Origin of the sequence: Actinotalea endophytica, assembly GCF_025717005.1 — a bacterium.
Taxonomy (GTDB): Bacteria; Actinomycetota; Actinomycetes; order Actinomycetales; family Cellulomonadaceae; genus Actinotalea.
The window spans coordinates 114,550-125,820 of sequence record NZ_JAOVZU010000009.1 but is presented as its reverse complement, the minus strand read 5'-3'; the positions used below and the strand labels follow the sequence as shown (position 1 = coordinate 125,820).

Below are 11,271 nucleotides of genomic sequence, written 5' to 3'. Positions count from 1 at the left end.
GTCACGCTCCCTGGCCGGTCGGCGCCGGGATCAGGTCGTCGGCCACGGCGTTCTCGGCCCGCCGGCACGCGTGGTACCAGTGGTCCAGGGCCTGGGCCTCCTCGCCGCGGTAGCGACCGAGCCTGGAGCGGAGGTCGGCGAAGTCGACGGCGTGGCCGTCGAAGTCCGGCCCGTCCACGCAGGCGAAGCGCACCTGGTCGCCCACCCGGACGCGGCAGCCGCCGCACATCCCGGTCCCGTCCACCATGATCGGGTTGAGGCTGACGACCGTCTTGATGCCGTGCGGCCGGGTCGCCTCGGCGCACGCCTGCATCATCACCGGCGGTCCGATCGCGACGACCTCCGCCACGTCGGGGTGCTGCTCGAGCGCGAGCCGCAGCCCGTCGGTGACCAGGCCCTGGATGCCGGCCGAGCCGTCGTCGGTGCACAGGATCAGCTCGTCGCACACCTCGCGGAACTTGTCCTCCCAGAACACCAGGTCGGCGTTGCGGAAGCCGAGCACGCCGATCACGGTCGCACCGCGCTCGTGGAACGCGCGGGCCTGCGGGTAGACCGGCGCCACCCCGAGCCCACCGCCGACGCACACCACGGTCCGCGCGCTGCCGATCGTGCTCGGCACGCCGAGCGGCCCGGCCATGCCGTGCAGGTCCGTGCCGACCTGGCAGAGCTGCTGCATCTCGCGGGTGGTCTTGCCGACCGCCTGGACGACGAGCGTGACGGTCCCGCGGTCCCGGTCGAAGTCGGCGATCGTGAGCGGCACCCGTTCGCCCTCGGGGTGGGTCATCACGATGACGAACTGGCCGGCCCGCGCGGCGCGCGCCATCTGTGGATGGAGCACCTCGAGGCTGAAGGTGACGTCGGAGATGTCCACGCGGTCGACGACCGGGAGGCCCGGCCCGGCGCCAGGGATGGGTGGGGTAGGGGCAGGGTCCGACCTCAGGGCGTCGGAAGAGCTCGTCATTGCGCTCCGTCCAGTGCTGACCACCCGCAGGGCACGAGGCGCGGAGGCACGAGGCACGCGTCACGCGCCACGCGGGCAACGAGACGTCTTTCACTCTGACTCCGGTCCGGCCCTATGTCACGCCGCCATCCGTGGAATGCGGCGAAGAACACACCCCTGGGGGTATGCGGACGGTGCAGGGGCAGGGCCGCCAGGGCCTGACGTCCCGCAATCGAGGCCCGCGGGCCTGGTCAGAGTCGCCGCCACTAACGATAATGAGACTCGATTGCTACCGCGACCCACCAGGGAGACCCGCCATGTCCACGACGAAGACGCCGCGCCCCCGCCTGACCCGGGAGTGCTGCATCCACGAGGCGATCCACAGCCGCAAGATGGAGGGGATCCACACCGGCGCGACGGCGCGGCCGTCGGCCGGCCACGACCGCGAGCGCCCCGCACCGGCGAGCTCGCCCAGGACCTGACCGACCCGGCGTCGACCGCGGCGCACGCTCGGCCCCCTCCCCCGCCGCGCCGCTCGGGCCCTCCACGCGCCCCACACTCACCCGCTCGGACGACCGGGGTTGTGCCGTCGACCCAATTTCGGAGTACGCTCATTTTTGAGCACGATCCGAAATGCCCGACGGACCACGTCGCGGCACGCAGCGACAGGGAGGCGTCGTGGTGGGTTCCGGAGACCGGACGGGCCACGTCACGGCCGGCACGCGCACGAAGCGCGATCCCGGCCTCGCCGAGCGGTCGACGACCCCCGGCCGCCGCGAACGGTCCAAGCAGGACAAGCGCGACCGGATCTTCTCGGCCGCCGCGGAGCTGTTCGCCGAGCGCGGCTTCGAGAACGTCACGACCCAGGCGATCGCCGACCGCGCAGACGTCGGCACGGGCACGGTGTTCCGCTACGCCGCGACCAAGGGCGAGCTCTTCCTCATGGTCTTCAACGAGCGGCTCGCGGCGGCCGTCGCGGAGGGCGCCGGGGCCGCCGCCGACGAACCCGACGTCACCCGCGCGGTGTGCGCGCTCGTCGAGCCGGTCCTGACCTGGGGGCACGACCTGGGCGACGCCGCCGACTACCAGCGCGAGCTGCTGTTCGGCCCGCCCACCGAGCGCTACCGCGCCGAAGGTCTGCAGATCGTCGCCGATCTCGAGCTCCGCATCACGGAGCGGCTGCTGAGCTCGGCCGGCACCACCACGCCCGCCGCGCGTCAGGGCGCCGAGCGCGCGGCGCGGACGGTCTTCGCCGTGCTCAACCTCCTGCTCGTCCAGCCGCTGAACGGCCTCCACCCGGGTACCGATCCGGGACGCGAGCTGCGCGCCCAGGTCGCGCAGGTCGTGCGGGGCTTCCTCCTGTCCGCGGCGGGCCCGGACACGGCCGCCACCGGTGACGTCGGCTGAGCGCTCCGCCCGACGCACCACCCCACCGCCCTGCGCGCGCCCGCGCGCGCCGACGACCCGACCACCAGGAAGGACATCCCATGCGATACACCAGCGGCAACTACGAGGCGTTCGCCCGCCCACGCAAGCCCGCGGGCGTGGAGGACAAGACCGCGCTGTTCGTCGGCGCGGGCCTGGCCTCGCTCGCCGGCGCCGCGTTCCTGATCCGGGACGGCCACATGCCGGGCGAGAAGATCACGATCCTCGAACGCCTCGAGCTGCCGGGAGGCGCCCTGGACGGGATCAAGGAGCCCGAGCGCGGTTTCGTGATCCGCGGCGGCCGGGAGATGGAGGACCACTTCGAGTGCCTGTGGGACCTGTTCCGGTCCATCCCGTCGCTCGAGGTCGAGGGCGCGAGCGTGCTCGACGAGTTCTACTGGCTCAACCTGGACGACCCGAACTACTCGCTGCAGCGGGCCACCGTCGACCGCGGCCAGGACGCGCACACCGACGGGCTGTTCACCCTCGGCGAGAAGGCGCAGAAGGAGGTCGTCAAGGTCTTCCTCGCGACCCGCGAGGAGATGGAGAACAAGCGCATCGACGAGGTGTTCGGCCGCGAGTTCCTCGACTCCAACTTCTGGCTCTACTGGCGGACGATGTTCGCGTTCGAGGAGTGGCACTCCGCGCTGGAGATGAAGCTCTACCTGCACCGGTTCATCCACCACATCGGCGGGCTGCCCGACTTCACCGCGCTGAAGTTCACCAAGTACAACCAGTACGACTCGCTCGTGCTGCCGCTCTACACCTGGTTGCTCGACCACGGCGTGCGGTTCGAGTTCGGCACCGAGGTCACCGACGTCGACTTCGACATCGCGGGCGAGCGCAAGCAGGCCACCCGGGTGCACTGGCTGCGCCACGGCGAGCAGGGGTCGACCGAGCTCGGTGCCGACGACCTGCTGCTCATGACGATCGGGTCGCTCACGGAGAACTCCGACAACGGGGACCAGCACACCCCCGCCCGGCTCGACGAAGGACCGGCGCCCGCGTGGGACCTGTGGCGCCGGATCGCCGCGAAGGACCCCGCGTTCGGCCGTCCCGACGTGTTCGGGGCGCACATCCCGCAGACCAAGTGGGAGTCGGCCACCGTGACGACGCACGACCCGCGCATCCCCGGGTACATCGAGAAGGTCGCCAAGCGCGACCCGCTCAGCGGCAAGGTCGTGACCGGCGGGATCGTCACCGCCCGAGACTCGGCATGGCTGCTCAGCTGGACCGTGAACCGCCAGCCGCACTTCAAGCAGCAGAAGCCCGGCGAGGTCGTCGTGTGGGTGTACTCGCTGTTCGTCGACCGCCCCGGCGACTACGTCAAGAAGCCGATGCAGGACTGCACGGGTGAGGAGATCACCCGTGAGTGGCTCTACCACCTCGGGGTGCCGGTCGACCAGATCGACGAGCTCGCGGCCTCCGGCGCCACGACGGTGCCGGTGATGATGCCGTACGTCACCTCGTTCTTCATGCCGCGTCAGGCCGGCGACCGACCCGACGTGGTCCCCGCCGGCTCGGTCAACTTCGCGTTCATCGGCCAGTTCGCCGAGAGCGGCCGGGACTGCATCTTCACCACCGAGTACTCGGTCCGCACCCCGATGGAGGCCGTCTACACGCTGCTCGGTGTGGAGCGCGGTGTGCCCGAGGTGTTCGGCTCGACCTACGACATCCGCACGCTGCTCGCCGCGACGAACCGGCTGCGCGACGGGGCCGAGGTGAAGGTCCCGGGCGGCGCTCTGGGCCGCAGGCTGGTGGCCAGCAAGATCGACGACAACCAGATCGGCGAGCTGCTGCGCGAGTTCGGCATCGTCCGATAGGCCGCGGGGTCACCCGAACCGGGCCCTCACCGGGCGTCGGTTCGGGTGACCCGGGCAGTCAAGGCCGTTGGTCCCCTGCGCGTGCGGGGGTGGACAGTGCCAGGATCGGACCAACGCGTGCGCGACGGCGCGCACGAGGGAGGTGGCACACATGCCCGAGACGACGGAGACCATCTGCCACTGGGAGCAGGTCCAGCGCCAATGGAAGTGGGAGTGGGCCAGCTACCACCCCCACCCCGGGGTGTTCTGGACCGCCGGTGGCGAGGACGGCACGACCGAGCTCCTGGAGGACGCCACCTTGGCGCCTGAGCCACCCGAGCTCAAGGTCGACGTCACCTACGGCAGCAGGTGGGAGAAGGTCTCCGGGACCGGGACGAACGTCGTCATCGCGGCGGTCGACCTGCCCGAGAGCGAGACACCCGTCGGCGACGGGTGGCACATGGTGGAGACCGTCGGCCGCTGACCGGCTCGACCACCACAGATCGACCGGCACCCGCCGCCCGAGACCCGGGCGGGCCAGGTGGGACGTTCAGGCTTGCGTCTCGCTGCGGTCGCCCGACCAGAGGGTGTGGTAGGTGCCGGGCTTGTCGGTGCGCTGGTAGGTGTGTGCGCCGAAGAAGTCACGCTGTGCCTGGATGAGCGCGGCGGGGAGCCGGTCGGCACGCAACGCGTCGTAGTACGCCAGCGACGACGCGAACGCCGGAGCGGGCACGCCGTTGAGCGCGGCGGCGGAGACCACCCTCCGCCAGGCCGCGACACCGTCGGCCACGGCCTCGGCGAAGTAGGCGTCGGCGATCAGCAGCGGCAGGTCCGGGGTGCGTTCGTAGGCCTCGGTGATCCGGTCCAGGAACTTGGCGCGGATGATGCACCCACCTCGCCAGATCCGGGCCATCGCCCCGCGGTCGATGTCCCACCCGTGCTCGGCCGAGGCGGCGGCGATCTGGTCGAACCCCTGGGAGTACGCCACCACCTTCGACGCGTACAGCGCCTTGCGCACGTCCTCGACGAACGCGTCGGCGTCGGCGACCTCCCAGGTGCCGGCGTGCCCCGGGAGGTCCTTGGCCGCCTCACGCTGGGGCACCGAGGACGACACCGCACGGGCGAACGTCGCCTCGGCGATCCCGGTCACCGGCACCCCGAGGTCGAGGGCGGCCTGCACGGTCCACCGCCCGGTGCCCTTCTGCCCGGCCTGGTCCACGATCACGTCCACCAACGCCTTGCCGGTCGCCGCATCGGTCTGCGCCAGCACCTCGGCGGTGATCTCGATCAGGAACGAGTCCAGATCCCCCTGGTTCCAGGTGGCGAACACCTGCGCGAGCTCGGCCGGCGCGGCACCCAGCGCGTGGCGCATCAGGTCGTAGGCCTCACCGATCAGCTGCATGTCGGCGTACTCGATGCCGTTGTGCACCATCTTCACGAAGTGCCCCGCACCGTCCGGGCCCACGTGCGTGCAGCACGGCACCCCGTCCACGTGCGCGGAGATCTCCTCCAGCATCGGACCCAACGCCGCATACGACTCCGCCGGCCCGCCGGGCATGATCGACGGACCGTTCAGCGCCCCCTCCTCACCACCGGAGATGCCCGCACCCACGAAGTGCAGACCCTTCTCCCGCAGCGCGGCCTCCCGCCGGATCGTGTCCGGGAAGTGCGAGTTCCCGCCGTCGACGACGATGTCCCCGTCCTCCAGCAGCGGCACCAGCTCGTCGATCACCGCGTCGGTCGGCCCACCCGCCTTGACCATGATCACCACCCGGCGCGGCCGCTCGAGGCTCGCCACGAAGGCCGCGAGCTCGTGGGCAGGCACGAACTCGCCGTCGTCCCCGTGCGCCGCCACCACCTCGTCGGTCTTCGCTGCCGTGCGGTTGTACAGCGCGACCCGGTACCCGTGACGCGCGAAGTTCCGCGCCAGGTTCGAGCCCATCACCGCCATCCCGACGACGCCGATCTGGGCGAGCGGGGCGGGCTGCTGGGTGGTCATCGACGTGGTCATCTCCTGTGGCGAGCGCAGCCGGCGGGCTGCGGGGTTTGTGCGCTGCCAGTCACGCACACCACCACCCGCTCCGCAACGCGGTGAGCCGACGCACCGCCCCGGCGCGGCGCGGGGGCCGCGAAGGGGCGCCGGGTGGCCGCCTCAGGCGCCGGGTGGCCGCCTCAGGCGCCGGGTGGCCGCCTCAGGCGCCGGGCGGCCGCCTCAGGCGCCGGGCGCTTGCAGCGGCGCGGTGTCCATCCAGATGGCGAGCCTCGCGACCCGCGCCGCACCGGGGCTGACCGGCCGGAGGAGCTGCCCGAGCGCCCGGACCACCGGGAGCGGCACGTGCCGAGGCCGGGTACCCGACGCGCTGATCGATGCGGCGAGCGCGTCGAGCGTGAGGTTCTGGTCGGCGGGCAGGTCGACCACCCGGCCGCGCAGGCGGTCGTCGAGGCACACGTCGGCCACCGCCCGCGCGACCGCATCCACGCCGACCATCGCGATCGGGTTCACCCCCCGTCCGAGCACGACCGGTCGCCCGCCGCGCCCGGCGGACCGGCGCAGCACGTCCTGCCAGAGCTCGAGGTACGCGGGCGCGCGCACCACGGTCCACGGGATCCCGCTGGCCCGCAGATGCTCCTCGGCCCGCCACTTGGCGCGCTGCAGCTCGTTGCCCGCGGGTCCGGCGCCGCGGACCGAGACCAGCACCACCCCGGCCCCGCCCGCCCGGGCCGCGTCGACGAGGGCGACGTTGCCTCGGTGATCGACCGACTCCGGTGACACGCCGCGACCCGTGAGGCCGTGCACGGCGGAGACCACGAGCTCGGCGCCGGCGACCGCGGCGGCGAGGCTCGCCGGCTCGCGCACGTCGGCGCGGACCACGTCGCGGACGAGGCCACCGAGCCCGCCGGGGAGATCGCCGCGGCGCGAGACAACGCGCACCTCGGCCCCGGTGGCCGTGAGCATCGGCACGAGCGCTGCGCCGAGCCGCCCCGTTCCACCGACGACGCTGATCACCGGCCCTGCGCCCCCATGGCGGCGCGCACCGCCGCGTCGCTGTCGACCGCCGCGTGGTCCACCGGTTCGAGGAAGAACCGTCCGGAGGCGATCGCGCCGTCCCGGACGCCGAAGACCATGACCCCGACGAGCTCGTGCGGCGCGCCGTCCCGGCGCGTCCCGGTCATCGACATCTCGAGCCACACCGTGGTGGTTCCCGAGCCGGCCGGGGCGTCGGCCCGGGCGTGCACCGTGCAGGTCAGGTCCGGGACTCCCGCGAGGATCGCCGCCCAGTTGCGCCTGACCTGCTCGTTCCCGGTGAAGCCGCGGGACGGGTGCACCGGGTCGGTCAGCACGTAGTCCGGCGCGAAGCACGCGACGAGGGCATCGAGGTCGTGCGCGTTGGTGGCCGCCATGAGCCGGTCGACCACATCAGGTTCGAGGACGTGCGGCGAGTGCTCCACAGGGACGACCACCTTTCGATACAGTTTCCTGTAACGAAAGGAGTCTGCGCCGTGGACAGCACACCCGTCAAGGGGCGCCGGTACGACGCGAGCGGGCGCCGCCGCGCTGCCGAGGAGCGGCGGCGGACCACGGTGGACCAGGCCCGCGCACTCTTCCTCGAGCGAGGCTTCGCCGGGACGACCGTCGCCGCGGTGGCCGAGCGCGCCGAGGTCTCGGTCGAGACGATCTACAAGTCCTTCGGCGGCAAGGCCGGGCTGGTCCGGGCCGTGTGGCAGCAGGCGCTCGAAGGAACGGGGCCGGTCCCGGCGGAGGAACGGTCGGACGCTGTCTCGTCCGTGGCCGACGACCCGCTCGAGGTGATCGGGACCTGGGCGCGCCTGTCGGCCGAGGTCGGCGAGCGGGCCGCGCCCGTGCTCGCGCTGGTCCGCGAGGCGGCCGCCGCGGACCCCGAGGCAGCAGACCTGCTCACCGAGATCGACGACGGTCGGCTCGCCCGCATGGTGCACAACGCCGAGGCGCTCGCTCGCCACGGCCACCTTCGCCCGAGCCTCTCGACGCGACGCGCGGCGGAGGCGATGACGGTACTCAGCAGCTCGCTGCACGACCCGCTGGTCGACGGCTTCGGGTGGAGCGCGGCGGAGTACTCCGCCCTCATGGCGCGACTGCTGGCGGCGGCCCTGCTGGACGACCGCGCGACCGGCGGCAGCGACTGAGCGACCGTGGTGCACCCCGACCCGGGAGCCCCTGCCGTCAGTCGAGGTCCTCGCCGGCCAGCGCCTTGGCGGCGAGGCGCTCTTCCTCGCTGACCTCCCAGACCTCGTACGCGGCGTGGAACGCCAGGGCGATGATGAAGCAGCCGAGCAGCAGGTCGGGCCAGCCCGAGCCGGTCCACACGGTCACGACGCCCATCGTGATGATCGCGAGGTTGACCAGCACGTCGTTGCGCGCCGAGAGGAACGCGGCCCGGCTCAGCGACCCGCCGTGGTGCCGGACCGACGCGAGCAGCCACGCGCTCGCGCCGTTGACCACGATCGCACCGAGCGACGCGAGCACGAGCGGCACCACCTCCGGTGCCACCGGGTCCGAGAAGCGCCGGATCGCCTCGATCCCGGCCAGTGCCGCAGGCCCGAGGATGATCAGTGCCATGCCCTTGCCGACCATGGCGCGCCGGGCGAGCGGCCAGCCCAGAGCGATGAAGATCAGCAGGTTGACGGCGGTGTCCTCGAGGAAGTCGACACTGTCCGCGAGCAGCGCGATCGACCCGGCGACGAGCGCGACCGAGAACTCGACGAAGAAGTAGCCGAAGTTCAGGCCGGCGACCACGAGCACCGCGCGCCGCAACCGGCGGGCGTCCAGGGGTTCGGCCGAGGAGTCCTCGGCGCGGTCGGGCTCGCTCACGCCGGGGACTCTACCGAGCCGTCGCCGGCCCAGACCGCGGGGTCCAGCAGCACCCGCGTCCAGGCGTCCGCGAGGTGGCGTCCGAACCGGTCCGGGCTCCAGCCGCGACGGGCCAGCACGGTGAAGTACTCGGCGCTGTTCATCGACCAGACGACGTCGGCGACGGCCTGGTCGTCCAGGTCGGCGCGGAGCTCGCCGGTGCCCCGCAGGTCCTGCGCGAAGAGCAGCATGTTCCGAGCGCGGCGCTCGTCGAGCGCGGCCCACCCGTCGGCACAGCCCGCGTCGGTCTGCCCCGCCTCGCGCAGTGCCTCCTGCAGCGGCGCCGTGGCCGGAAGCAGGTGCGCGAGGGACGCGGCGTAGATCTCGATCTTCTCGCGCGCCGTGGCCGCCGCCCGGATGCGTTGCACGTACTCGCGCTGCTCGGCCGGGATCGGTCGGTCGGAGTCGCCCAGCACCATGTCGATCACGGCGAGCACGACATCCGGCTTGCGCCCGACGCTCGCGTAGACGGTGTCCAGCGCGACGCCCGCACGCTCGGCGATCCGGCTGATCGGGACGGAGTACCCCTCGTCGGTGAACAGCTCCCGCGCGGCGAGCAGGACGGTGTCCCGCGTCTCGGCGGCCCGGGCCGCGCGCACGTCGGACCGATAGCTCCGCCTCTTGACTCCGCCTGCCACGGACCTATCCTATATTTGTCCGAAGGTGCTTCGGGTGAATTTCCGTTCCGAGGAGGAGCGATGGTCACCGAGCAGTTCGACGAGCGGTTCCACAGCGAGACGTTCGACACCGTGGTCGTCGGGGGCGGGCAGGCTGGTCTGGCGATGGGCTACCACCTGGCCCGGCTCGGTGAGTCGTTCGTGATCCTCGACGCGGGAGCCCGCGTCGGTGACGCCTGGCGCACCCGCTGGGACTCGTTGCGACTGTTCACCCCGGCCCGCTACAGCGGGCTCCCCGGGACGCCGTACCCCGGCTCACCGTGGGCGTTCCCGGGACGCGAGGAGTTCTCCGACTACCTCGAGGCGTACGCGACCGAGCACCAGCTGCCCGTGCGCACGGGGACGCGCGTGACGCGGGTCGGGCGCGAGGACGACCGCTTCGTGGTCGAGACGCCGGACGGGCGGGTCCTGGCCCGGCGGGTCGTGCTCGCGGCGGGCTTCGACGCCCTGCCCCGCGTCCCGGCGTTCGCCGCCGAGCTCGACCCGGCGATCGCGCAGCTGCACTCGTCCGCTTACCACCGGCCGTCCGACCTGCCCGACGGCGACGCGCTCGTGGTGGGCGCCGGCAACTCCGGAGCCGACATCGCACTCGAGCTGTCCGCCACGCGGCGCGTCCTGCTGGCCGGCCGGCACCCGGGCCAGATCCCGTTCCGGATCGAGAGCCCCGCGGCACGGTTGGCGACGCTCGTGGTGTTCGCGGCGTTCTCGCACGTCCTGACGTTGCGCACGCCGATCGGGCGGCGCGCCCGCGCGGGCGTCCTCGGGCACAGCGGGCCACTGGTCCGGGTCAAGAGCGCCGACCTCGCCGCCGCCGGTGTGCACCGCGTGCCGCGGATCGCCGGGGTGGTGGACGGCCGGCCGGTGACCGACGACGGCACGACTCTCGACGTGGCCGCCGTGGTGTGGAGCACCGGGTTCCGGCCCGACTTCTCCTGGCTCGACCTGCCGGTGCTCGGACCGGACGGGCTACCCGTCCACGACCGCGGCGTCGTCGCCGGCCAACCCGGCCTGTACCTGCTCGGGCAGCTGTTCCAGTACTCGCTCGCGTCCTCGATGATCCACGGCGTCGGGCGTGACGCCGCGTACCTGGCCGACCGCCTCGCTCACGCGGCGGCGACCAGCACCGCGACCGGGATGACCCGGCCGGCCCGCTCCGCGTAGCGCGCCACCTCGGGCGCCTGGGCGAGGATCACGCCCTGCCAGACCTCGCCGTGCTCCGACCCGACGAGCTCGCGTGGCGCGACGCGGAACGCCCGCGCACCGACCTGGACCTCGGCGACCTCGACGCGGCGGAGGTTCTCGAACCAGTCCGGGTCGCGCCTCGACCCGGAACCGGTCCCCCAGACCACCAGGCCGCCGGCGGCCTCGAGGTAGCGGACGCACACCGACCGGGGCAGGCCGCTGCGCCGGCCCGGCACGGTCAGGAGCAGGACGTGCACGTCCTTGCCGGAGCTCGACAGCCGCCCGTCGAACCGCCGGTACAGCCACACGCCGAGGCCGTTGCCGGCCCGGGCGAACCACCCGTGGTGCGCCATCGCA

Annotated in this window: 13 protein-coding genes; 6 read left to right on the top strand and 7 right to left on the bottom strand. The window is 72.8% G+C overall.

Going from position 1 to position 11,271, the window contains the following annotated elements; translation table 11 throughout:
- Position 1: 1 nt before the first annotated feature.
- Entirely contained in the window at positions 2–871 is an 870-nt protein-coding gene (locus tag OEB99_RS15665; RefSeq protein WP_263578223.1) for a sulfide/dihydroorotate dehydrogenase-like FAD/NAD-binding protein, read from the bottom strand.
- Positions 872–1,257: 386 nt separating this feature from the next.
- Here OEB99_RS15665 and OEB99_RS15660 point away from each other — a divergent pair, with 386 nt between their 5' ends.
- From OEB99_RS15660 to OEB99_RS15645, 4 genes are all read left to right on the top strand, one after another.
- Entirely contained in the window at positions 1,258–1,422 is a 165-nt protein-coding gene (locus OEB99_RS15660) for a hypothetical protein (RefSeq protein ID WP_263578222.1), read from the top strand.
- Positions 1,423–1,618: 196 nt separating this feature from the next.
- Entirely contained in the window at positions 1,619–2,347 is a 729-nt protein-coding gene (locus OEB99_RS15655) for a TetR/AcrR family transcriptional regulator (protein WP_263578221.1), read from the top strand.
- 80 nt (positions 2,348–2,427) lie between these two features.
- Positions 2,428–4,188: an oleate hydratase gene (locus OEB99_RS15650; RefSeq protein WP_263578220.1), complete on the top strand. Its 1,761-nt coding sequence runs from the start codon at positions 2,428–2,430 to the stop codon at positions 4,186–4,188.
- A gap of 151 nt (positions 4,189–4,339) precedes the next feature.
- The gene (locus OEB99_RS15645; RefSeq protein ID WP_263578219.1) at positions 4,340–4,651 is read left to right on the top strand and encodes a hypothetical protein; all 312 of its coding nucleotides are present in this window, start codon (positions 4,340–4,342) and stop codon (positions 4,649–4,651) included.
- A gap of 66 nt (positions 4,652–4,717) precedes the next feature.
- On the opposite strand, the gene gndA is transcribed toward OEB99_RS15645, so the two are convergent.
- The 3 genes from gndA to OEB99_RS15630 form a co-directional block, all read right to left on the bottom strand.
- Positions 4,718–6,166 carry an NADP-dependent phosphogluconate dehydrogenase gene (gndA, locus tag OEB99_RS15640; protein WP_263578218.1) on the bottom strand — a complete coding sequence of 483 codons (1,449 nt, stop codon included), beginning with the start codon at positions 6,164–6,166 and terminating at the stop codon, positions 4,718–4,720.
- Positions 6,167–6,379: 213 nt separating this feature from the next.
- Positions 6,380–7,174: an SDR family oxidoreductase gene (locus tag OEB99_RS15635; protein ID WP_263578217.1), complete on the bottom strand. Its 795-nt coding sequence runs from the start codon at positions 7,172–7,174 to the stop codon at positions 6,380–6,382.
- Positions 7,171–7,617, bottom strand: coding sequence for a nuclear transport factor 2 family protein (locus tag OEB99_RS15630; protein WP_263578216.1), 447 nt, complete (start codon positions 7,615–7,617; stop codon positions 7,171–7,173). The genes OEB99_RS15635 and OEB99_RS15630 overlap by 4 nt, the downstream gene beginning before the upstream one ends.
- A 51-nt stretch (positions 7,618–7,668) precedes the next feature.
- On the opposite strand from OEB99_RS15630, the gene OEB99_RS15625 reads away from it, so the two are divergent.
- The gene (locus OEB99_RS15625; protein ID WP_263578215.1) at positions 7,669–8,331 is read left to right on the top strand and encodes a TetR/AcrR family transcriptional regulator; all 663 of its coding nucleotides are present in this window, start codon (positions 7,669–7,671) and stop codon (positions 8,329–8,331) included.
- Positions 8,332–8,368: 37 nt separating this feature from the next.
- Here OEB99_RS15625 and OEB99_RS15620 read toward each other — a convergent pair whose 3' ends face one another.
- Complete coding sequence (locus tag OEB99_RS15620) at positions 8,369–9,016, bottom strand: cation efflux transmembrane domain-containing protein (protein ID WP_263578214.1); 648 nt, start codon at positions 9,014–9,016, stop codon at positions 8,369–8,371.
- Positions 9,013–9,693, bottom strand: coding sequence for a TetR/AcrR family transcriptional regulator (locus tag OEB99_RS15615; RefSeq protein ID WP_263578213.1), 681 nt, complete (start codon positions 9,691–9,693; stop codon positions 9,013–9,015). Before OEB99_RS15615 ends, OEB99_RS15620 begins: the two co-directional genes overlap by 4 nt.
- Before the next feature lie 60 nt (positions 9,694–9,753).
- Here OEB99_RS15615 and OEB99_RS15610 point away from each other — a divergent pair, with 60 nt between their 5' ends.
- Positions 9,754–10,893 carry a flavin-containing monooxygenase gene (locus tag OEB99_RS15610; protein WP_263578212.1) on the top strand — a complete coding sequence of 380 codons (1,140 nt, stop codon included), beginning with the start codon at positions 9,754–9,756 and terminating at the stop codon, positions 10,891–10,893.
- Here OEB99_RS15610 and OEB99_RS15605 read toward each other — a convergent pair.
- A complete protein-coding gene (locus OEB99_RS15605) occupies positions 10,836–11,267 on the bottom strand; it encodes a nitroreductase family deazaflavin-dependent oxidoreductase (protein ID WP_263578211.1) in 432 nt (143 codons plus the stop codon). The genes OEB99_RS15610 and OEB99_RS15605 overlap by 58 nt on opposite strands.
- Positions 11,268–11,271 lie beyond the last annotated feature (4 nt).